Origin of the sequence: Cellvibrio sp. QJXJ (genome assembly GCF_024452345.1) — a bacterium.
Classification (GTDB): domain Bacteria; phylum Pseudomonadota; class Gammaproteobacteria; order Pseudomonadales; family Cellvibrionaceae; genus Cellvibrio.
The window spans coordinates 2,566,565-2,587,111 of the sequence record NZ_CP101662.1 but is presented as its reverse complement, the minus strand read 5'-3'; the positions used below and the strand labels follow the sequence as shown (position 1 = coordinate 2,587,111).

Genomic DNA, 20,547 nt, shown 5'->3' with positions numbered 1-20,547 from the left:
AGCGGGCCCTTGTGGCCCGCTTTTTATTTTGGTGGGTAGTGGTTCTGATTGGTTGATCAATAAACAGGTCTTTTGTTGTTTACTTGTTGACAGGTTATAAATCCGCCCTTAGAATTGCGCCTCCTTTTGCCGGGGTACTTTATCCTAGCGCATTGGAAGTTCTTTAAAACAAACAATTGGAGTTTGGTTCACATGCAGAATCAACGCATTAGAATTCGCCTGAAGGCTTTTGATCACAAGCTTATTGACGCCTCTACTCAAGAGATCGTTGAAACAGCAAAGCGTACAGGTGCTCAAGTGCGCGGTCCGATTCCGCTGCCGACTCGTAAAGAGCGCTTCACTGTATTGATTTCTCCGCACGTTAATAAAGACGCGCGCGATCAATACGAGATCCGTACACATAAGCGTTTGCTGGATATTGTTGAGCCTACTGAAAAAACTGTTGATGCACTTATGAAGCTGGATTTGGCTGCTGGTGTTGAGGTTCAAATTAGTCTCGGCTAAGTAAATGTTTAAGGTTCGGGCGCACTGGGTGTCCGAACTGTGTAACGCTCTGAAATGGGCGGCCATAGCGGGTAAAAGCCCCGTACACTAAGAGGTTAGTAAAATGACGATTGGTATTGTCGGCCGCAAAAGCGGTATGACTCGTGTATTTACCGATGATGGTGTTTCCATTCCTGTGTCTGTGATCGAGGTTGAACCTAATCGCATTACCCAGGTTAAAAGCGTTGATACTGATGGCTACTCTGCTGTGCAGGTAACTATTGGTACTCGTCGTGCCTCCCGTGTTACCAAGTCCGAAGCCGGTCACTTCGCTAAAGCTAATGTTGAAGCGGGTCGTGGTGTTTGGGAATTGCGTAACGAAGCTCAAGAAGCTTTCGAAGTTGGTGCAACAATTACTGTCGAGTCTTTCTCTGCAGGTCAAATAATTGATGTAACCGGCACATCTAAAGGTAAAGGTTTTGCTGGCGGCATCAAGCGCTGGAATTTCGGTATGCAAGATGCGACTCACGGTAACTCCCGTTCGCACCGTGTGCTGGGTTCTATCGGCCAGTGTCAATCTCCAGGTCGCGTATTCAAAGGCAAGAAAATGGCTGGTCATATGGGTGCTGAGCGTGTAACCGTTCAAAATCTTGAGATCGTTCGTGTCGATGCTGAGCGCAATCTGCTTCTTGTTAAGGGTGCTATTCCTGGTGCTCCAGGTGGCGACGTTATTGTGCGTCCTGCTGTTAAAGCGCGCACTAACGGTTAAGTATCCGAGGGGAATCGACCATGGAATTAAAAATTGTTAGTCCCGGTGGTGCCCAGGGTACAGTTTCTGTATCTGAGGTTGCCTTCGGTAGAGAGTTTAATCAAGACCTGGTTCATCAAGCCGTTGTTGCTTACATGGCTGGTGCGCGTCAGGGTACCAAAGCGCAAAAAACTCGCGCTGAAGTTTCTGGTGGTGGTAAAAAGCCGTGGCGTCAAAAAGGCACTGGTCGCGCCCGTGCTGGTACCATTCGCAGCCCAATTTGGCGTGGTGGTGGTGCAACTTTTGCCGCTAAGCCACGCAATTTTGAGCAAAAGCTTAACAAGAAAATGTACCGTGCTGCGCTGCAGTGCATTCTGTCCGAATTGAATCGTCAGAATCGTTTGATTGTTGTTGAAAGCTTTGATGTTGATGCGCCCAAAACCAAGGCTCTGGTGCAAAAATTGGCTCAATTTGATCTGACTGATGCACTGATTGTTACCGAAGAAATGAGCGAGAATCTGTTCCTGGCTTCACGCAATCTGTATAAGGTTGGTGTGATTGATGTTCAGGGTGTGGATCCGGTCAGTTTGATTGGTTTCGATAAAGTTATTGTAACCGTGCCTGCTCTGAAAAAGTTTGAGGAGATCCTGGGATGAACCAAGAACGCATTTATAAAGTGTTGCTAGGTCCTGTGGTGTCTGAGAAGTCAGCTGCAGCCGGTGAAACTGGTAATCAAGTTGTTTTCAAAGTATTGGCTGATGCCAATAAAGTGGAAATTAAAGCCGCAGTTCAAGCGCTGTTCAACGCCAAAGTTGAATCAGTTCGCGTATTGAACGTTAAAGGCAAAACCAAGCGTACACGCTACGGAATCGGCAAGAGAAGCGATTGGAAAAAAGCGTATGTACGTCTTGAGCAAGGTCAAGAAATCGACTTTGCGGTAGCTGAGTAAGGGGATTGTTGCAATGCCAATTGTAAAATGTAAACCAACCTCTCCAGGTCGCCGCTTTGTAGTAAAAGTTGTCAATCCGGATTTGTACAAAGGTGATCCTTTTGCGCCACTGTTGGATAAAAAATCCAAATCAGGTGGTCGCAACAATACCGGTCGCATTACTACTCGCCATGTTGGTGGCGGCCATAAACAACATTACCGTGTAGTTGATTTCCGTCGCAATAAAGACGGCATCCCTGCAACAGTTGAGCGCATTGAGTACGATCCAAATCGTACTGCTTATATCGCGCTTGTATGTTATGCAGATGGTGAGCGTCGCTACATTATTGCGCCCAAAGGTCTGAGCGCTGGTGACAAAATTGAGTCGGGTAATGCCGCTGCTATTAAAGTCGGTAATGCTCTTCCAATCCGTAACATCCCGTTGGGTAGTGTAATTCACTGCGTCGAATTGAAGCCTGGTAAAGGTGCTCAAGTTGCTCGATCTGCTGGTGCTTCGGCTCAGTTGGTGGCGCGCGACGGTGCTTACGCAACTTTGCGTTTGCGCAGCGGTGAAATGCGTAAAGTGTTGAGCGATTGTCGCGCAACTCTGGGTGAAGTCTCTAACAGTGAACATAACTTGCGTTCATTGGGTAAGGCAGGTGCCAAACGCTGGCTTGGCATTCGTCCTACTGTTCGCGGTGTTGCGATGAACCCTGTAGATCACCCAATGGGTGGTGGTGAGGGTCGTACCTCTGGTGGTCGTCATCCAGTTTCGCCATGGGGCGTTCCAACCAAGGGTTACAAAACGCGCAGCAACAAGCGCACCGATAACATGATTGTTCGTCGTCGCGATAAGAAATAAGCGTCGACTTAACAGCTGAATAGAGGAAGAGACAGTGCCACGTTCACTGAAAAAAGGTCCTTTTATCGATCTTCACCTGATTAAGAAGGTCGAAGCTGCGATCGCGAGTAATGATCGTCGTCCAATTAAGACTTGGTCGCGCCGTTCCATGATTATGCCGGAAATGGTGGGTTTGACTTTGGCTGTGCACAATGGGCGTCAGCATGTTCCGGTCCTGGTTAACGAAGAAATGGTTGGCCATAAGCTTGGCGAATTTGCAGCAACCCGCACTTATCGTGGCCATGCCGCTGATAAGAAAGCGAAAAAACGCTAATCGAGGTATACGATGGAAGTAGCAGCAAAATTAAGCGGTGCTCGTCTGTCGGCGCAAAAAGCGCGTTTGGTTGCCGATCAAATTCGCGGTAAAGGCGTTGAAGACGCGCTTGATATCCTGGCCTTTAGCACAAAGAAAGGTGCAGAGATCATCAAGAAAGTACTCGAATCTGCAATTGCAAATGCCGAGCACAACGAAGGCGCTGATGTTGACGAGTTGAAAGTAAAAACGATTTTTGTAGACGAAGGTGTGAGCCTCAAGCGCATTAAGCCGCGTGCGAAGGGTCGTGCTGACCGAATTACAAAGCGTACTTGTCATATCACCGTTAAAGTAGCCGATAAGTAAGAGAGCGCGTTATGGGTCAGAAAGTACATCCAAACGGTATTCGTCTGGGGATCATCAAAAAGCATACTTCTATTTGGTATGCCGATGGCACCGATTACGCAGACAAACTCAACATTGACTTGAAAGTACGTGCGTACATTCAGGACAAACTCGCCAGTGCGTCAGTTAGCCGCGTTGATATCGAACGCCCCGCTAATACTGCGCGCATTACTATCCACACTGCCCGTCCAGGCATTGTGATTGGTAAGAAAGGTGAAGATGTTGATAAGTTGCGCGCTGAAGTAAGCAAGCAAATGGGCGTGCCTGTTCATATTAATATTGAAGAGATTCGCAAGCCCGATTTGGATGCAGCTTTAGTGGCACAAGGCGTGGCTCAGCAACTTGAGCGCCGTGTAATGTTCCGTCGTGCAATGAAGCGCGCGGTGCAAAATGCAATGCGTCAAGGTGCTGAAGGTATCAAGATCCAAGTGGGTGGCCGCTTGGGTGGTGCCGAAATCGCTCGTAGTGAGTGGTATCGCGAAGGTCGTGTACCTCTGCACACTTTGCGTGCAGATATCGATTATGCAACAGCAGAAGCGAGCACCACCTACGGTATCATTGGTGTGAAAGTGTGGATTTTCAAAGGCGAAGTTATCGGTGATGTTACTGAAACCGAAGCAACGTCCAAGAAAAAAGCCGCTAAATCCAAGTAAGGGGTACGCATCATGTTACAACCTAAGCGTACAAAGTTTCGCAAGCAGATGAAAGGCCGCAACCGCGGTCTGGCCCAGCGTGGCTCCAAAGTTAGCTTTGGTGATTTTGGCTTGAAAGCAACTGGTCGCGGTCGCATTACTGCGCGTCAAATCGAAGCAGCACGTCGTGCGATGACTCGTCACGTTAAGCGTGGCGGTAAAATCTGGATCCGTGTCTTCCCCGATAAGCCGATTACAGCTAAACCACTCGAAGTTCGTATGGGTAGCGGTAAAGGTGGCGTGGAGTACTGGGTAGCGCAAATTCGTCCTGGCAAAGTTCTCTATGAGATGGATGGTGTAAGCGAGGAATTAGCTCGTGAAGCCTTCGCACTTGCTGCGGCTAAATTGCCAATTACAACAACATTTGTTAAACGTTCGGTGATGTGATGAAAGCTTCAGAACTCCGCGAAAAATCCGTCGAAGAGCTGAATGGCGTCTTGTTGGAACAATTGAAAGAGCAGTTCAAGTTGCGTATGCAAGCTTCTACTGGTCAGTTGAACCAATCGCACTTGCTTACGCAAGCACGCAAAGACATCGCTCGCATCAAGACGGCGCTTAGTCAAAAGGCAGGTAAGTAACGATGACTCAAGAAACTAAAGTGGCTCGTACACTGACTGGCAAAGTTGTCAGCGACAAGATGGATAAAACCATCACCGTGTTGATTGAGCGTCGTGTTAAGCACGAGCTTTATGGTAAATACACCACTAAATCATCCAAGCTTCACGCTCACGATGAAAAGAATGAGTGCAAGATGGGTGACATTGTGACTGTATCTGAGTCGCGTCCCCTGTCGAAAACCAAGACCTGGTCTTTAGTGAAAATTGAAGAGCGCGCCTCAGAAGTCTAAGACTTCCGCGTTTTTGTAAGTCAGTTTCGGAGACGGACGATGATTCAAACAGAAAGCTACTTAGATGTTGCTGACAACAGCGGTGCTCGCCGTGTCATGTGCATCAAGGTTCTTGGCGGCTCTCACCGTCGCTATGCGGCGGTTGGTGACATCATCAAAGTGACCGTTAAGGAAGCAATTCCTCGCGGCAAGGTGAAGAAAGGCCAAGTAATGAAGGCAGTTGTTGTACGCACCAAAAAAGGCGTGCGTCGTCAAGACGGTTCATTAATCAAGTTTGACGATAATGCTGCCGTACTGCTGAATAACCAAGATGCTCCGATTGGTACCCGTATTTTCGGACCTGTAACTCGTGAGTTGCGTGGCGAGAAATTTATGAAAATCATTTCTTTGGCTCCAGAAGTGCTGTAAGCACTTCGAGCTAAAGAGTCGAGGGCAGATAAATGCGTAAAATTAAACGTGATGACGAAGTGATTGTTATCGCCGGACGTGACAAAGGCAAGCGCGGTAAAGTTGTACGTGTATTGGCTGAAGATCGTTTGATTGTAAGCGGCATTAACATGATCAAGAAGCACCAAAAACCAAACCCGCAATTGGGTGTGGCTGGTGGAATCGTTGAAAAAGAAGCTGCGATTCATGCTTCAAATGTTGCTATCTATAATCCAGCAACAAAGAAAGCTGACCGCGTAGGTTTCAAAGTGCTTGAAAATGGCGACAAAGTTCGTGTTTTCAAATCCAATGGCGAAACCCTAGGGGCGTAATGAAACATGGCTAGGCTAAAAGAACTTTACGTTAAAGAACTCGCCCCCAAACTCAAAGAAGAGTTGGGTTTGGCGAACGTGATGGAAGTGCCGCGCATTACTAAAATCACCCTCAATATGGGTGTGGGTGAAGCTACTGGCGATAAGAAAATTCTGGATAATGCAGTTAACGATCTGGTTAAAATTGCTGGTCAGAAAGTGGTTGTAACCAATTCGCGTAAATCAATTGCGGGCTTCAAAATCCGTGATGGTTGGCCGATTGGTTGCAAAGTAACTCTGCGCTCGGATCGTATGTACGAATTCCTGGATCGCCTTATCACTATTGCTATTCCTCGTATTCGCGATTTCCGCGGTATTAGTCCAAAGCAATTTGATGGTCGCGGTAACTTTTCAATGGGTGTTACTGAGCAAATTATTTTCCCCGAAATCGACTACGACAAAGTAGATCGTTTGCGCGGTCTTGATATTTGTATCACTACCACTGCTCGCACCGATGATGAAGGTCGCGCACTGTTGAAAGCATTTAACTTCCCTTTCAAAGGCTAAGGTGACGTCATGGCTAAAAAATCTATGATTGCACGCGAAGTTAAACGTGCAGAAACCGTGAAAAAATTTGCCGCCAAGCGCGCAGAATTGAAAGCGACAATCGTCAGCCCTTCATCTACTGAAGAGCAAGTATGGGAAGCGCAAATCAAACTGCAAAAAATGCCTCGCGATGCTAGTGCTTCACGTCAGCGTAACCGCTGCCGCGTGACTGGTCGTCCACATGGTGTTTACCGCAAATTCGGCCTGTGCCGTCACAAGTTGCGCGAAGCAGCCATGCGTGGTGATGTCCCCGGCTTGGTTAAGGCCAGCTGGTAAGCCTCGGCTTAATTTTAGGAGCAGAATCTGATGAGCATGCAAGATCCAATGGCAGATATGCTGACCCGCATTCGCAACGCGCAAAACGTGGGTAAAGCAGCTGTAACCATGCCTTCTTCAAAATTGAAAGTAAGCGTGGCAAAAGTACTCTCTGACGAGGGTTACATTAATGGTTTTTCAGTGAGCGAAGGCGCCAAGCAAGAGCTGACTGTTGACCTGAAATACTTTGAGGGCAAGCCAGTTATTGTTGAGCTTGACCGTGTGAGCCGTCCTGGCTTGCGTAATTATGCTGGTAAAGCTGGCCTGCCTACCGTTCGCGGTGGATTAGGTATTGCAATTGTCTCTACCAGTAAAGGTGTAATGACTGATCGTGCTGCACGCGCCGCTGGCGTGGGTGGCGAAGTCCTCTGCACAGTATTCTAATTGGGAAATCGTCATGTCACGAGTTGCAAAAAGTCCGGTTGAAGTACCTGCTGCAGTGACTGTCACTCTTAACGGACAGTCACTGTCTGTTAAAGGCAGCAATGGTACATTGGCGCTGCAAATTAACGCGAGCGTAGAAGTTAAGCACGAAAATAATGTGCTTACTTTTGCTCCGCGCGATGGCGCCAAGCAGTCTGATGCACTAGCAGGCACTACCCGTGCGCTAGTTAATAATATGGTTTTTGGTGTTAGCCAGGGTTTTGTAAAAAAACTGTCTCTGGTTGGTGTTGGTTACCGTGTTAAAGCTGAAGGCAATACTGTAAACCTGTCTTTGGGATATTCACATCCGGTTAACTACGTTCTTCCTCAAGGCGTATCGGTAGAAACCCCAAGCCAGACCGAAATTGTACTGAAGGCGGCTGACAAGCAATTGCTTGGTCAGGTTGCTGCAGAAATCCGCGCGTTCCGCGAGCCAGAGCCTTATAAAGGTAAAGGTGTTCGCTACTCGGATGAAACAGTACTGCGTAAAGAAGCTAAGAAGAAGTAGGGCTAGGATATGAGCGATAAGAAGCAAACTCGTCTTCGCCGTGCACGCCGTGCCCGCGCCAAGATCCGTGAATTAGGTGCAACTCGTTTAACGATCCACCGTTCTCCACGCCATATTTACGCACAATTGATTTCTGGTGACGGTGCTCGCGTTCTCGCGAGTGCCTCGACTCTGGATAAAGAGTTGCGCAGTGGTAAAACTGGTAACGCTGAAGCAGCTAAAGCTGTGGGTGCTCTGATTGCAGAGCGCGCTAAGGCAGCTGGTGTCACTCAGGTAGCTTTTGACCGCAGTGGTTTTAAATACCACGGTCGTGTGAAAGCTCTGGCTGACGCAGCGCGTGAAGGCGGATTGGAATTCTAAGGGTGAGATATGGCATACGCTAAGAAAGAAGAAGACAATAACGAAGGCTTGCAAGAAAAATTAGTTCAAGTTAATCGTGTTGCTAAAACTGTTAAAGGTGGTCGTATCTTTCAATTTACCGCACTGACTGTTGTTGGTGACGGTAATGGTAAAGTGGGCTTCGGTCGCGGTAAAGCGCGCGAAGTTCCGATTGCTATTCAAAAGGCGATGGAAGCAGCTCGCCGCAATATGATCACTGTTGAATTGAATGGCGATACCATTCAATACCCAACTAAAGGTGTTCATGGTGCGTCTAAAGTGTATATGCAACCAGCGTCACAAGGTACTGGTGTGATCGCTGGCGGCGCAATGCGTGCTGTACTCGAAATCGCCGGTATTCAGAACGTTCTGTCCAAGTGCTACGGTTCTACCAATCCGGTAAACGTAGTTCGTGCCACTTTTAATGCGCTGAAAGAAATGACTTCTCCGGAAGCTGTTGCTGCCAAACGCGGTAAAAGTGTTGAAGATATTCTGAACTAATCGATTATTTCGATTACAAGATGGCGGAATTCACCATGTCAAAGAAAATGATTAAAGTGACCCAGGTTAAGAGCACTGCTCATCGCCTGGAGAGCCATAAAGCCTGTGTAAGAGGCTTGGGCTTGCGTCGCATCCGTCACACTGTTGAAGTAGAAGATACTCCATCAGTTCGTGGCATGATTAACGTAGTTAACTATCTGGTTAAGGTAGAGGGAGAATAAGATGCGTCTGAATACCCTTAGCCCGGCACCGGGCAGTACTCATGCAAAAAAACGTGTAGGTCGTGGTATCGGTAGCGGTTTGGGTAAAACTGCTGGCCGTGGCCATAAAGGTTTGAAGTCCCGCTCTGGCGGTTCGGTCAGACCTGGATTTGAAGGCGGTCAAATGCCTTTGCAGATTCGCCTGCCAAAATACGGTTTTACTTCTCGTGTTGGTTTGGTTTCTGCTGAGATTCGTCTGTCAGAGCTGAATGCTGTTGAAGGTTCGGTTGTTGATATTGAGACATTAAAACAAGCTGGTTTGATTAGCTCTGTAATCAAACGCGCTAAAATTTTTGCCTCAGGCGAAGTTAAAAAAGCTGTCACTGTTAAGGGCCTGTCTGTATCTAAGGGTGCCAAAGCAGCGATTGAAGCCGCTGGCGGAACAGTAGAAGAGTAACGAGGCGCGAATGGCAACTCCAGGTAATCTGCCATTAGCAAATCAAAGAGGTTTAGGCGAGCTATGGGCTCGCCTACGCTTTTTGTTTCTGGCAATAGTGATTTATCGTATAGGTACTCATATACCTGTACCGGGTTTAGATCCAGAAAGAATTGCAAATCTGTTTAACCAGAATCAAGGCACTATCTTAGGCATGTTCAACATGTTCTCTGGTGGAGCGCTTGAGCGGATGAGTATTCTAGCTTTAGGTATCATGCCCTATATCTCTGCATCGATTATTATGCAGTTGCTTACGGCAGTTACTCCTTCGTTGGAACAGTTGAAGAAAGAAGGTGATGCTGGTCGTCGGAAGATTAATCAGTACACCCGTTATTTCACAGTAGTGCTTGCTACTGTTCAAGCTTTGGCGATGGCGGTAAGTTTTTCTTCCTATGCATTTGGCGGTGAACCTAGTTTTTCTTACTATTTTATTGCAGTAGTGTCTTTAGTTACAGGCGCTGTGTTTATGATGTGGTTGGGAGAGCAGGTAACTGAGCGAGGCATTGGTAATGGCATTTCAATGCTGATCTTTGCCGGTATTGTTGCTGGCATGCCGAGCGCAATTGGCCAAGCATTTGAAAGTGCAAGGCAGGGTGACTTACATATTATAGCGCTACTGATTATTAGTATCCTCGCTATAGCAGTTATCTGGTTTGTTGTTCGTATCGAACGTGGACAGCGCCGTATTACTGTAAATTATGCAAAGCGTCAGCAGGGGCGACAAGGGTATGCTGCACAAAGCAGCCATTTGCCTCTGAAGATCAACATGGCGGGCGTTATTCCTGCAATTTTTGCTAGTAGTATTTTGTTGTTTCCTGCATCAATCGCTCAATGGTTTGGCCAAGGCGGTGAAGGTGTGGTTAATGAAATGCTGCAAGAGTTGGCGCTTGCTATTGGCCCAGGACAGCCATTGTATATTTTGTTTTTCGCTGGGCTGATTACGTTTTTCTGTTTCTTCTACACGGCATTGATGTTCAACCCGAAAGAAGTCGCAGATAACTTGAAAAAATCGGGTGCTTATATTCCGGGTATTCGTCCTGGTGAGCATTCCGCTAAATATATCGATAGCGTACTCACGCGCCTAACGGTGGTTGGTGCTATCTATATGTCGGCAGTTTGTTTGTTGCCTGAGTTCCTTGTAGTTGCCACTGGTGTGCCATTCTACTTGGGCGGTACCTCACTGCTTATCGTAGTGGTTGTGGTAATGGACTTTATGTCTCAGGTGCAGGCTCACTTGATGTCTCATCAATATGAATCGTTGATGAAGAAGTCAAATTTGAAAGGATATGGCAGCGGTAACGCTCGCTAATCCGCGATATTGAGGTTGAATCATGAAAGTTCGTGCTTCTGTTAAAAAGATTTGTCGCAATTGCAAAATGGTGCGTCGTAACGGTGTCTTGCGGGTAATCTGCAACGTTGAGCCACGCCATAAGCAGCGTCAAGGCTAATATTTAAGTACTCCTTAAATATTTCAGGCTGGTATCCAATCGGATTACCAGCCTGATTCTTTATGTGGGTTTTGAATAAAGGCTATGGGGGCGCTGACTGTCGTTAGGTGAGAAATTGCCTAGCTATTGATTTATGGTGTATTAGCCGCTATCCTTCGCGCCTTTTGTTCAGGGGCGAAGATGGCGCTTACGCTGTCAGCGCTGCAATTTAAGCGTTACTGGAGTAATTTGAATGGCTCGTATTGCTGGTGTAAACATACCAGATAACAAACACGCCGTTATCTCGTTAACTTATGTATATGGGATTGGTCGTACCTCGGCTAAGCAAATCTGTGCTGCCACTGGCATTGCTGAAGATGTAAAAATCGGCACCTTGTCAGAAGAGCAAATGGATGCTATCCGTGCTGAGGTTGCTAAGCGCACCGTAGAGGGTGACTTGCGTCGTGTAATATCTATGAATATTAAGCGTCTGATGGATCTAGGTTGCTACCGTGGCTTACGTCACCGTCGTGGTCTACCGCTCCGTGGTCAGCGCACAAAAACGAACGCTCGTACCCGTAAAGGCCCACGTAAGCCTATTAAGAAGTAATTCTTGCTTACGTCTTTCATTCACTTACGGTAACAAATTAGTAGGAAGAAGTTGCTATGGCGAAGCCAAGTAATAAAACCACAACCAAGAAAAAAGTTAAAAAGACCGTGATCGATGGCGTTGCCCATATTCACGCTTCTTTTAACAACACCATCGTGACTATCACTGATCGTCAGGGTAATGCTCTTGCATGGGCTACCTCAGGTGGATCTGGATTCCGTGGTTCACGTAAAAGTACACCTTTTGCTGCACAGGTTGCTGCAGAGCGCGCTGGTGAAGCGGCAAAAGAGTATGGTTTAAAAAATCTCGACGTCGAAGTTAAGGGCCCTGGCCCAGGTCGCGAATCAGCTGTTCGCGCACTTAACAATGTTGGTTACAAAATCACTAACATTACTGACGTAACGCCGATTCCTCACAACGGCTGTCGTCCGCCGAAGAAACGTCGCGTGTAAGGGGATTAGAGAATGGCACGTTATATTGGACCTACCTGTAAGCTGTCTCGCCGTGAAGGCACTGATCTTTTTCTGAAGAGCGGTGCGCGTGCGTTAGACTCAAAATGTAAAATTGAAACTGCACCAGGACAGCACGGCCAACGCCGTGGTCGTTTGTCTGACTACGGTGTACAGCTGCGTGAAAAGCAAAAAGTTCGTCGTATATACGGCATTCTTGAAAAGCAATTCCGTGGTTATTATAAAGAAGCTGCTCGTCGTAAAGGCGCCAGTGGTGAAAACTTGCTGAAGTTGCTCGAGTGCCGCTTGGATAACGTTGTTTATCGCATGGGCTTTGGTTCAACTCGCGCAGAGTCGCGTCAACTTGTTTCTCACAAAGCAATTAGTGTAAATGGCAAAACTGTAAATGTTGCGTCTTTCCAAGTAGCTGCTGGTGATGTTGTTGCTGTTCGCGAAAAAGCTAAAAAGCAATTGCGTGTCCAAAACGCACTGAACTTGGCTGGCCAACGTAGTAATGTTGAGTGGGTAGATGTTAACAGCGAGAAAAAAGAAGGCGTATTCAAGCGCATTCCTGATCGCATTGATTTGCCTGCTGACATCAACGAGAACCTCATCGTCGAGCTTTACTCTAAGTAAGGGACGAACCGCTAACAGGTATTGCTATGCAGACTGCAGTAAACGAATTTTTAACTCCGCGTCATATCGATGTTTCAGAAAGTGGGCCAACCCGCGCACGCGTGGTTTTGGAACCCTTGGAGCGTGGCTTCGGGCATACTTTAGGCAATGCATTGCGTCGTATTTTGCTTTCTTCTATGGCCGGTTGTGCCATAACTGAAGTTGAAATCGAAGGCGTGTTGCATGAATACAGTGCAATTGAAGGTGTTCGCGAGGATGTTATTGAGATCCTGCTGAACCTGAAAGGTGTTGCTGTAATTATGCATGGTAAGGATCACGCGGTTCTTACTTTGACTAAAAAAGGCCCTGGCGTTGTGACTGCTGCTGATATTCAGTTAGATCATGATGTGGAGATTAAAAACCCTGATCATGTGATTGCTAATATTACTGGCAATACTGAATTGAAAATGCGCTTAACTATCGCGCGTGGCCGTGGCTACCAGCCAGCTGATAGCCGTCGTCGTGACGATGATGAGAGTCGTGCAATTGGTCGCTTGCAACTTGATGCTTCCTTCAGCCCTGTTAAGCGCTTGGCTTACAGTGTTGAAAGTGCTCGTGTTGAACAGCGTACTGATTTGGATAAGCTGATTTTAGATCTGGAAACCAACGGTACCATTGATCCAGAAGAAGCTATCCGTCGCGCAGCGACTATCCTGCAGCAGCAGCTTGCTGTGTTTGTTGATTTGGAAGGTGAAAAACAATCAGCTCCAGAGCAAAAAGAAGAGGCTATTGATCCAATTCTGTTGCGCCCTGTTGATGACTTGGAGCTTACTGTTCGCTCAGCAAACTGCTTGAAAGCGGAAAATATTTACTACATTGGTGATTTGATTCAGCGTACAGAAGTTGAGTTGCTGAAGACGCCAAACTTGGGTAAAAAATCTCTTACCGAAATTAAAGATGTTCTGGCCTCACGCGGTTTGTCTCTTGGTATGCGTTTGGAAAACTGGCCACCAGCCAGTTTGAGAAACGACTAAAAACCTGAAGCCACCTACCAACATTACTTAAGTGATGTTGGTAGGTGGTTTTTATTATTAGTTTGCCCGTTAACTCACTTCGGTGCGGGTGATTAACGAGATTGCTGTTAGCAATCCATTTTTGAAGGGTATTTGTTATGCGTCATAAATTAAGTGGTCGTCAATTAGGCCGTAATGCTTCTCACCGTAAAGCTATGTTTCGTAACATGGTTACCTCTTTGGTTGAGCATGAATTGATTAAAACTACTTTGCCAAAAGCAAAAGAGCTACGCCGTTTCGCGGAGCCTTTGATTACTTTGGCTAAAGTAGACAGCGTTGCTAACCGTCGTTTGGCATTTGCTCGTTTGAATAACAAAGAAGCCGTAGGTAAATTGTTCAGCCAATTAGGCCCACGCTACAATACTCGCCCAGGTGGCTACGTTCGCATTTTGAAATGTGGTTTCCGTTCTGGCGATAAAGCACCAATGGCTTATGTTGAATTGGTTGACCGTCCAGCTAAGGCGCTTGAGTCTGCAGTAGACGCTGAATAAGTTTTTTACTGTTGTACAAAAAAGCCAAGCAGCTCTGCTTGGCTTTTTTATTTTCTGTCAGTCGAAAATGGCAATGTGATTCTCTTTCTGGCTGCGAAATATAAACGGCGAATCATTATCTGATTCGCCGTTTTCTTTTGTGTGGCTAAATTATTTTTTAGCTTTTGCTGCAGTTGTTTTTGCTGGTTTTACTTTCGTTTTGGCAAGGGTGTTTTTCAGCATGGGCTTGAGGAAGCGGCCTGTGTGTGAGTGCTCAATGAGTGCGATTTCTTCCGGTGTGCCAGTGGCGATAATCTGACCGCCACCGCTGCCACCTTCAGGTCCTAAATCGACGACCCAGTCGGCCGTTTTGATTACATCCAAATTGTGTTCGATTACCACAACCGTATTGCCGTGATCGCGCAGGCGATGCAAAACATTGAGTAATTGTTGGATGTCGTAGAAGTGCAGGCCTGTTGTTGGTTCATCCAAAATATAAAGTGTTTTTCCTGTGTCGCGTTTGGATAGTTCTTTTGCGAGTTTTACGCGCTGCGCTTCACCGCCTGACAAGGTTGTGGCTGATTGCCCCAAACAAATATAGGACAGGCCCACATCAATTAATGTTTGTAACTTGTTGGCAATTGAAGGAATTGCATCAAAAAAGGCGCGAGCATCTTCGATGGTCATGCCCAGCACTTCATGAATATTTTTCCCCTTGTACTTAACGTCCAGTGTTTCGCGATTGTAGCGCTTGCCTTTGCACACATCGCAAGGTACGTAAACGTCAGGCAGAAAGTGCATTTCCACTTTGGTGACGCCATCACCTTGGCATGCTTCACAGCGACCGCCTTTCACGTTGAAGCTAAAGCGGCCGGGTTGATAGCCGCGCGAGCGTGACTCTTGCGTGCCCGCAAATAATTCGCGGATGGGGGTAAAAATTCCGGTGTAGGTGGCAGGGTTCGAGCGCGGCGTGCGGCCGATCGGGCTCTGGTCGATATCTACGCACTTATCAAATAAGTCCATGCCCTCAACGCTGTCGTGTGGCGCCGGGTCAAGCGTGGTGGCGCCATTGAGTGCAGTGGCAGCGAGTGGATAAAGCGTTGCATTAATCAGGGTGGACTTACCTGAGCCAGATACGCCAGTCACGCAAGTCATTAAGCCCACTGGAATCTCCAGGGTGACGTTTTGCAGGTTGTTGCCTTTGGCGCCAATCAGTCGCAGTTTGTTTTTGTCATCAAAAGGGTGACGCTGTTCTGGAATGGCGATGGAGCGTACACCGCTCAGGTACTGGCCGGTAATCGAGTCTTTATTTGCCATGATGGCTTTGACATTGCCCTGCGCGATTACTTGCCCGCCGTGCACGCCAGCGCCGGGGCCAATGTCGATCACATGGTCAGCAAGGCGAATGGCGTCTTCGTCGTGCTCCACCACAATCACCGTATTGCCGATATCGCGCAAGTGGGTGAGGGTTTTTAGCAATCGTTCATTGTCGCGCTGGTGCAGGCCGATTGACGGTTCGTCGAGGATATACATCACACCCACCAACCCTGCACCGATTTGACTGGCGAGGCGAATCCGCTGCGCTTCACCGCCCGAGAGGGTTTCCGCGCTGCGATTGAGGGTCAGATAATTCAAGCCAACATCCACCAGAAAGCGGAAGCGGTCGCGCAGCTCTTTGAGGATCTTATCGGCGATGCCCGCCTTGCGGCCGGTAAAGGCCAATTTCATGTAGTAATCGTAGGCATCGGCGACCGGCATTTCGGTAATTTTGGGCAGGGGGCGCTCGTCGATAAATACGTTGCGCGCCTCTATACGCAGGCGCGTGCCTTCGCAGTCCGGGCAGGGCTGGCTGGATAAAAATTTGGTCAGATCCTCGCGTACCGAGTTGGATTCGGTATCGCGATAGCGGCGCTCCATATTCGGCAATACGCCTTCAAAACTGTGACTGCGCTTGTACACATCGCCGCGATCATTGATGTAGTTGAATTCGATAACTTCATCACCCGAGCCGTACAGAACCGCTTCGCGCTGTTTGGCTTTGAGTTTTGACCAGGGCGTGTCGACGTTAAAACCATAGTGTTTGGCCAGCGAGGCCAGCATATGGAAATAGTAGACATTGCGCTTGTCCCAGCCGCGAATGGCGCCGTCAGACAGGCTTAGGCTGGTGTCCTGAATCACTTTGTCTTCATCAAAAAATTGATGCACACCTAACCCGTCACAGGTAGGGCAGGCGCCGGCGGGGTTGTTAAACGAGAACAGGCGCGGTTCGAGTTCGGTCAGGCTGTAATCGCAAATTGGGCAGGCGTGTTTGGACGAAAACAAACGGTCGGGCGCTTCGCCGTCCATATAGCTAACGCAAGCGATGCCTTCGGACAAGTTCAGAGCAGTCTCGAAGGATTCCGATAAGCGCAGCTTCAGGTCTTCACGCACTTTAAAACGGTCGATAACCACCTCTACCGTGTGTTTCTTTTTCTTGTCGAGTTTGGGGGTGTCGTCCAGATCACACAAAATCCCGTCGATACGGGCGCGGATAAAACCATCGCGCTTGAGCTGCTCGAAGATGTGCAGGTGCTCCCCTTTGCGCTCGCGAATCACCGGTGCCAGCAGCATCAGCTTGGTGCCTTCCGGTAAGGCGAGGGTGGTGTCCACCATTTCACTGATGGTCTGTGCGGCGAGTGGCACCTTGTGCTCCGGGCAGCGCGCTTCGCCCACCCGCGCATAGAGCAGGCGCAGGTAGTCGTAAATTTCGGTGATTGTGCCCACGGTTGAGCGCGGGTTGTGTGAGGTGGATTTCTGCTCGATGGAGATCGCCGGGCTCAAACCCTCCACGTGGTCCACATCGGGCTTTTCCATCATCGACAAAAATTGGCGCGCATAGGTAGAAAGCGATTCCACATAGCGGCGCTGGCCTTCGGCGTAGAGGGTGTCAAAGGCGAGGGAGGATTTGCCCGAGCCGGAGGGGCCGGTGATCACGACAAGTTTGTCGCGTGGGATATCCAGGTCAATATTTTTCAGGTTATGGGTGCGTGCACCCCTCACGATAATTTTGTCCATCTACTGCAATCCGCCCAGGCTACTGACAAGGAACAGGCGACGGTGGTGAATCGCCCAAAGGGGCAGATTATACGCCAATGCTTTGCTGACAGATGTCACCGATATGGATTATTCCGTAAGTCTTGGTAAAGCCCTGTAGCAGCGGTGCGAGTTTCTTTTGGCGATTGATGGTGTGTGCTTGGCGCTAGTTGGTACACTATCGCCCCTTTGCTGAAACCCTTTACGCGACACCCTTTGCCATGCAAGAACCTGCTGACTCCATTCAATTTTCCACACCCGCGCCTTTTGAGAAAAAAGTCGTCTGGTCGCTGGCGGCGCTTTATACCTTCCGTATGTTTGGTTTATTTATGCTGTTGCCGGTGCTCGCGTTATACGGCACAGAGTACGCGCATCACAGTCCATTTTTATTGGGCCTGGCGTTGGGCGCCTATGGTTTCAGCCAAGCTTTATTACAGATTCCGTTTGGCGTGCTGTCTGATCGTATTGGCCGCAAACCGCTGATTCTGGCGGGGTTGATTGTGTTTGTGCTCGGTAGTGTGGTGGCGGCTCTGGCCGATTCGGTTTACGGTTTAATCTTCGGGCGCTTCCTGCAGGGGGGCGGTGCTATTTCGGCGGTGGTCATGGCGCTGCTTACCGATCTCACCTCGGAAGAGAATCGCACCAAGGCGATGGCGACTATCGGTGCATCAATAGGCGTGTCCTTTTCATTGGCGATGACCGCCGGCCCGCTGTTGGCGGCTTGGGGTGGGGTATCCGCGATTTTCTGGCTCACTGCCGTATTAGGTATTGTGGGAGTTTATATCCTGCTGAAGTTGGTACCCAATGTTGCGCAGTCGCAGCGCCCCAAACGCGAAGCGGTGGCAGTGCCCGCACTGCTGGGTAAAACCCTGCGTCACCCGCAGTTATTGCGTTTAAATATCGGGATATTTGTCCTGCATTTTGTGTTGATGTCGAGCTTTGTGGTACTGCCGTTAATGCTGCAAAACCAGCTGGAAATCCCGCGCGATTATCACGGCCTGGTTTATTTCCCGCTGCTCGCTTTTGCCTTTGTATTGATGCTGCCGTTTGTGATCATTGCCGAAAAGCGCCGCAAGATTAAAGGTGTATTCCTGATTGCGGTTGTCCTGTTGCTGATTGCTGAACTGGCATTGATGGTGGTTGGCGCCAATCGTATTTTTGCCTTGTTTGTGCTGTTTGTATTTTTTATCGCCTTTAATGTGTTGGAGGCGACCCAGCCTTCCATGGTGAGCAAAATTGCACCGGCGGGTGCCAAGGGTACGGCGACCGGAATCTACTCTACCTGTCAGGTATTGGGTGTATTTGGCGGCGGTGCCCTGGGCGGTTGGTTGTTGCAGGAGCAGGGCGCCAATGCGGTGTTTTTAGTGAATGCGGTGTTAATTGCGATTTGGCTGATCGTTGCCTGGTCGATGCAACCGCCAAGTTTTTTGGCGAGTGTGCTGATTCCTCTCAAGGGGCAGGATCCGCAGGGCTTGGCCGATAAACTGCGCGCGGTCGATGGCGTTGCGGAGGTGGTAATTGTCGCCTCGGAAAATACGATTTATCTCAAAGTTGATCAGCGTAGAGTTAATCGTAAACAGCTTGCCGCAATTGTAGATGGCAGCGCAGACGTGTAGAGTGACCGACGCCCCGCAGGGGGCAATAACCCATCAACCTGAATGCCGCCCTCGCATAAAAACAGAAGGCGGATACTCGGACAATCAAGAGGAATGCAACATGGCTCGCGGAATCAACAAAGTAATTTTGATCGGCAATATCGGGCAGGACCCGGAAGTAAAATACATGCCTTCTGGCGGTGCCGTGACTAACGTCAGCGTAGCTACCTCCGAAACCTGGAAAGACAAAAACACCGGTCAACCGCAAGAGCGCACCGAGTGGCATCGTGTTGTATTTTTTAATCGCTTGGGGGAAATCGCGGGAGAGTATCTGAAAAAAGGCTCAAAGGTATATATCGAAGGTGCACTGCGCACGCGTAAATGGCAGGCGCAAGACGGCACTGATCGCTACACCACCGAGATTGTGGCGAGCGAAATGCAAATGCTGGACGGTCGCGGTGACGGCGCAGGTATGGGCAACAATATGGGCGCGGGCGGGTTTGATCAGACTCCGCAGTACAATAATCAACAGCACAATAACCAACAGCACAGCAATGCGCCTGCACAAAATGCCTATAACCAAGCTGCAGCTAAACCGGCAGCCAATAATCAGGGCGGTGGCAATCAAGGTGGTTTCGGCCAGCCCGCGAATCGCCCTGCACCACAACAAAACGTACCGCCGCAACCGGCGGGTTTTGACTCATTTGATGACGATATTCCATTCTGATAAAACAGCGATGTTTTGTTAGGCTTCAACAGGGCGCACTTGCTTCAAGTGCGCCCTGTTTTGTATCTGGCCTGTTGATTCGTTTGCGACAGGTAAATAATTAAAAATAACAGAGGCTTTCTTAATGACAACAAACACATTTTTATCGGCAACTTTTGCGTTAGCTTTTTTCACTTGGCGCCACTTCACACGCGGGTTATTGGTGAGCTGCTTGGGGATTTCACTCGCGGTTGCCGCAAGCCCACAGGCGGCGTCTGCCGGAGTTGCCGCTGACGCAACCATCAAGCTGTGGAACGGCAATAAAACAGCATCGCGCCAGCAATATGAGCGCGAAGTATTGGAATTAGCGTTGAAGGCGAGCAGTAAAAAGACGGGTGATTGGGCGCTAGTGGAAGATTTAACGGATTACCCGCGCGCGGAAGATGAAGCCAGTGTGTTTCGCAGCAAAGGCTTCGATATTTTTGGCACTGTTGCAGGCAATACCAAGTTGGCCAATGAGGAGAAAATCTTAATTCCACTGCCGCTGATGAAAGGATTACTAGGGCATCGCATTTTAATTATTCGTGCAACAGACAAAGAGAAGTTTGCGGCGATTAAAACTCCCGCGCAGTTGCAGCAATTTACGATGGGTATTCCCGCCACTTGGGCCGACGCCGAACTGTTTCGCCAAAATGGCTACCCGGTGGTAGAGAAGGGCAGTTTTGAAGAGCTGTTTACTCGCTTGGAAAATAAAGAGTTTGATTATGTGACCTTTGGTGCAAACGAAGTTACAAGTGTGTTCAAGGAGCGCGCTGCTAAATCTGGCCAATTGATGGTGGAATCTTCGCTGCTAGTGTTTTATCCATTTCCGCTGGTGTTTTATGTCAATCCCGACAACACAGCGCTTGCGGAGCGAGTAACCCAAGGGCTAAAAATCATCAGTGAAAATGGTGAATTGGATAAAATTTTTGACCGTTATTTTGCTGCCGATTTAACTGCAGTTAATTTGCACCGGCGCACAATGATCACCTTGAAAAACCCTATCCTGCCCACTGAGATGGCTGACTTTAAGCCCTCGCTGTAATTTTTATCTGCGCATGATAGAAAAT

32 protein-coding genes are annotated in these 20,547 nt (G+C 48.5%); 31 read left to right on the top strand and 1 reads right to left on the bottom strand.

Annotated features, from left to right (window positions below; genetic code table 11):
• The first annotated feature begins 192 nt into the window (after nt 1-192).
• The 28 genes from rpsJ (at nt 193) to rplQ (ending at nt 14,086) form a co-directional block, all read left to right on the top strand.
• A complete protein-coding gene (gene rpsJ, locus NNX04_RS11225) occupies nt 193-504 on the top strand; it encodes a 30S ribosomal protein S10 (protein ID WP_007644456.1) in 312 nt (103 codons plus the stop codon).
• Nucleotides 505-607: 103 nt separating this feature from the next.
• Nucleotides 608-1,252 carry a 50S ribosomal protein L3 gene (gene rplC / locus NNX04_RS11220; RefSeq protein WP_007644457.1) on the top strand — a complete coding sequence of 215 codons (645 nt, stop codon included), beginning with the start codon at nt 608-610 and terminating at the stop codon, nt 1,250-1,252.
• 20 nt (nt 1,253-1,272) lie between these two features.
• Nucleotides 1,273-1,887: a 50S ribosomal protein L4 gene (rplD, locus tag NNX04_RS11215; protein ID WP_007644458.1), complete on the top strand. Its 615-nt coding sequence runs from the start codon at nt 1,273-1,275 to the stop codon at nt 1,885-1,887.
• The gene (rplW, locus tag NNX04_RS11210) at nt 1,884-2,180 is read left to right on the top strand and encodes a 50S ribosomal protein L23 (protein ID WP_040393166.1); all 297 of its coding nucleotides are present in this window, start codon (nt 1,884-1,886) and stop codon (nt 2,178-2,180) included. Before rplD ends, rplW begins: the two co-directional genes overlap by 4 nt.
• 13 nt (nt 2,181-2,193) lie before the next feature.
• On the top strand, nt 2,194-3,021 hold the full coding sequence (gene rplB, locus NNX04_RS11205) for a 50S ribosomal protein L2 (RefSeq protein ID WP_007644461.1): 828 nt from the start codon (nt 2,194-2,196) through the stop codon (nt 3,019-3,021).
• Between the two features lie 34 nt (nt 3,022-3,055).
• Complete coding sequence (gene rpsS / locus NNX04_RS11200) at nt 3,056-3,334, top strand: 30S ribosomal protein S19 (protein WP_039912567.1); 279 nt, start codon at nt 3,056-3,058, stop codon at nt 3,332-3,334.
• A 12-nt stretch (nt 3,335-3,346) separates the two neighbouring features.
• Nucleotides 3,347-3,679: a 50S ribosomal protein L22 gene (rplV, locus tag NNX04_RS11195; RefSeq protein WP_007644463.1), complete on the top strand. Its 333-nt coding sequence runs from the start codon at nt 3,347-3,349 to the stop codon at nt 3,677-3,679.
• Between the two features lie 11 nt (nt 3,680-3,690).
• Nucleotides 3,691-4,371 carry a 30S ribosomal protein S3 gene (gene rpsC / locus NNX04_RS11190; protein WP_007644464.1) on the top strand — a complete coding sequence of 227 codons (681 nt, stop codon included), beginning with the start codon at nt 3,691-3,693 and terminating at the stop codon, nt 4,369-4,371.
• Nucleotides 4,372-4,383: 12 nt separating this feature from the next.
• Nucleotides 4,384-4,797: a 50S ribosomal protein L16 gene (gene rplP, locus NNX04_RS11185; protein WP_039912571.1), complete on the top strand. Its 414-nt coding sequence runs from the start codon at nt 4,384-4,386 to the stop codon at nt 4,795-4,797.
• Nucleotides 4,797-4,988 (top strand): 50S ribosomal protein L29, encoded by a 192-nt coding sequence (rpmC, locus tag NNX04_RS11180; protein WP_007644466.1) that lies wholly within the window; start codon nt 4,797-4,799, stop codon nt 4,986-4,988. The genes rplP and rpmC overlap by 1 nt, the downstream gene beginning before the upstream one ends.
• Before the next feature lie 2 nt (nt 4,989-4,990).
• Nucleotides 4,991-5,257 carry a 30S ribosomal protein S17 gene (gene rpsQ, locus NNX04_RS11175; RefSeq protein ID WP_007644469.1) on the top strand — a complete coding sequence of 89 codons (267 nt, stop codon included), beginning with the start codon at nt 4,991-4,993 and terminating at the stop codon, nt 5,255-5,257.
• A 39-nt stretch (nt 5,258-5,296) separates the two neighbouring features.
• On the top strand, nt 5,297-5,665 hold the full coding sequence (gene rplN, locus NNX04_RS11170) for a 50S ribosomal protein L14 (RefSeq protein ID WP_007644480.1): 369 nt from the start codon (nt 5,297-5,299) through the stop codon (nt 5,663-5,665).
• Nucleotides 5,666-5,697: 32 nt separating this feature from the next.
• On the top strand, nt 5,698-6,015 hold the full coding sequence (rplX, locus tag NNX04_RS11165; RefSeq protein ID WP_007644482.1) for a 50S ribosomal protein L24: 318 nt from the start codon (nt 5,698-5,700) through the stop codon (nt 6,013-6,015).
• A gap of 6 nt (nt 6,016-6,021) precedes the next feature.
• Entirely contained in the window at nt 6,022-6,561 is a 540-nt protein-coding gene (gene rplE / locus NNX04_RS11160; protein ID WP_078045163.1) for a 50S ribosomal protein L5, read from the top strand.
• 9 nt (nt 6,562-6,570) lie between these two features.
• Nucleotides 6,571-6,876 carry a 30S ribosomal protein S14 gene (gene rpsN, locus NNX04_RS11155; RefSeq protein ID WP_007644484.1) on the top strand — a complete coding sequence of 102 codons (306 nt, stop codon included), beginning with the start codon at nt 6,571-6,573 and terminating at the stop codon, nt 6,874-6,876.
• Between the two features lie 30 nt (nt 6,877-6,906).
• Nucleotides 6,907-7,299, top strand: coding sequence for a 30S ribosomal protein S8 (gene rpsH, locus NNX04_RS11150; RefSeq protein ID WP_007644485.1), 393 nt, complete (start codon nt 6,907-6,909; stop codon nt 7,297-7,299).
• Between the two features lie 13 nt (nt 7,300-7,312).
• The gene (rplF, locus tag NNX04_RS11145) at nt 7,313-7,846 is read left to right on the top strand and encodes a 50S ribosomal protein L6 (protein ID WP_007644487.1); all 534 of its coding nucleotides are present in this window, start codon (nt 7,313-7,315) and stop codon (nt 7,844-7,846) included.
• A gap of 9 nt (nt 7,847-7,855) precedes the next feature.
• Complete coding sequence (gene rplR / locus NNX04_RS11140; protein WP_007644488.1) at nt 7,856-8,206, top strand: 50S ribosomal protein L18; 351 nt, start codon at nt 7,856-7,858, stop codon at nt 8,204-8,206.
• A gap of 9 nt (nt 8,207-8,215) precedes the next feature.
• Complete coding sequence (rpsE, locus tag NNX04_RS11135) at nt 8,216-8,725, top strand: 30S ribosomal protein S5 (RefSeq protein WP_007644490.1); 510 nt, start codon at nt 8,216-8,218, stop codon at nt 8,723-8,725.
• A gap of 35 nt (nt 8,726-8,760) precedes the next feature.
• Nucleotides 8,761-8,946 carry a 50S ribosomal protein L30 gene (gene rpmD / locus NNX04_RS11130; RefSeq protein WP_040393171.1) on the top strand — a complete coding sequence of 62 codons (186 nt, stop codon included), beginning with the start codon at nt 8,761-8,763 and terminating at the stop codon, nt 8,944-8,946.
• A 1-nt stretch (nt 8,947) separates the two neighbouring features.
• Nucleotides 8,948-9,382: a 50S ribosomal protein L15 gene (rplO, locus tag NNX04_RS11125; protein WP_007644492.1), complete on the top strand. Its 435-nt coding sequence runs from the start codon at nt 8,948-8,950 to the stop codon at nt 9,380-9,382.
• 10 nt (nt 9,383-9,392) lie between these two features.
• Nucleotides 9,393-10,730 (top strand): preprotein translocase subunit SecY, encoded by a 1,338-nt coding sequence (gene secY, locus NNX04_RS11120; protein WP_040393173.1) that lies wholly within the window; start codon nt 9,393-9,395, stop codon nt 10,728-10,730.
• A 22-nt stretch (nt 10,731-10,752) separates the two neighbouring features.
• Nucleotides 10,753-10,869 (top strand): 50S ribosomal protein L36, encoded by a 117-nt coding sequence (rpmJ, locus tag NNX04_RS11115; protein ID WP_039912586.1) that lies wholly within the window; start codon nt 10,753-10,755, stop codon nt 10,867-10,869.
• A 232-nt stretch (nt 10,870-11,101) separates the two neighbouring features.
• Nucleotides 11,102-11,458: a 30S ribosomal protein S13 gene (gene rpsM / locus NNX04_RS11110; RefSeq protein ID WP_040393175.1), complete on the top strand. Its 357-nt coding sequence runs from the start codon at nt 11,102-11,104 to the stop codon at nt 11,456-11,458.
• A 56-nt stretch (nt 11,459-11,514) separates the two neighbouring features.
• The gene (rpsK, locus tag NNX04_RS11105; RefSeq protein ID WP_007644497.1) at nt 11,515-11,910 is read left to right on the top strand and encodes a 30S ribosomal protein S11; all 396 of its coding nucleotides are present in this window, start codon (nt 11,515-11,517) and stop codon (nt 11,908-11,910) included.
• A gap of 12 nt (nt 11,911-11,922) precedes the next feature.
• A complete protein-coding gene (rpsD, locus tag NNX04_RS11100; RefSeq protein ID WP_007644498.1) occupies nt 11,923-12,543 on the top strand; it encodes a 30S ribosomal protein S4 in 621 nt (206 codons plus the stop codon).
• A 26-nt stretch (nt 12,544-12,569) separates the two neighbouring features.
• Nucleotides 12,570-13,556, top strand: coding sequence for a DNA-directed RNA polymerase subunit alpha (locus tag NNX04_RS11095; RefSeq protein ID WP_007644499.1), 987 nt, complete (start codon nt 12,570-12,572; stop codon nt 13,554-13,556).
• Nucleotides 13,557-13,693: 137 nt separating this feature from the next.
• Nucleotides 13,694-14,086: a 50S ribosomal protein L17 gene (rplQ, locus tag NNX04_RS11090; protein WP_040393178.1), complete on the top strand. Its 393-nt coding sequence runs from the start codon at nt 13,694-13,696 to the stop codon at nt 14,084-14,086.
• Nucleotides 14,087-14,236: 150 nt separating this feature from the next.
• Here the strand turns inward: rplQ and uvrA are convergent, their stop codons facing one another.
• The gene (gene uvrA / locus NNX04_RS11085; protein ID WP_261945807.1) at nt 14,237-17,119 is read right to left on the bottom strand and encodes an excinuclease ABC subunit UvrA; all 2,883 of its coding nucleotides are present in this window, start codon (nt 17,117-17,119) and stop codon (nt 14,237-14,239) included.
• Between the two features lie 188 nt (nt 17,120-17,307).
• Between uvrA and NNX04_RS11080 the strand changes: the two genes are divergently transcribed.
• The 3 genes from NNX04_RS11080 (at nt 17,308) to NNX04_RS11070 (ending at nt 20,522) form a co-directional block, all read left to right on the top strand.
• Nucleotides 17,308-18,753, top strand: coding sequence for an MFS transporter (locus tag NNX04_RS11080; protein WP_261945806.1), 1,446 nt, complete (start codon nt 17,308-17,310; stop codon nt 18,751-18,753).
• Between the two features lie 100 nt (nt 18,754-18,853).
• The gene (ssb, locus tag NNX04_RS11075; protein ID WP_261945805.1) at nt 18,854-19,459 is read left to right on the top strand and encodes a single-stranded DNA-binding protein; all 606 of its coding nucleotides are present in this window, start codon (nt 18,854-18,856) and stop codon (nt 19,457-19,459) included.
• A gap of 124 nt (nt 19,460-19,583) precedes the next feature.
• Entirely contained in the window at nt 19,584-20,522 is a 939-nt protein-coding gene (locus NNX04_RS11070) for a substrate-binding periplasmic protein (protein WP_261945804.1), read from the top strand.
• Nucleotides 20,523-20,547 lie beyond the last annotated feature (25 nt).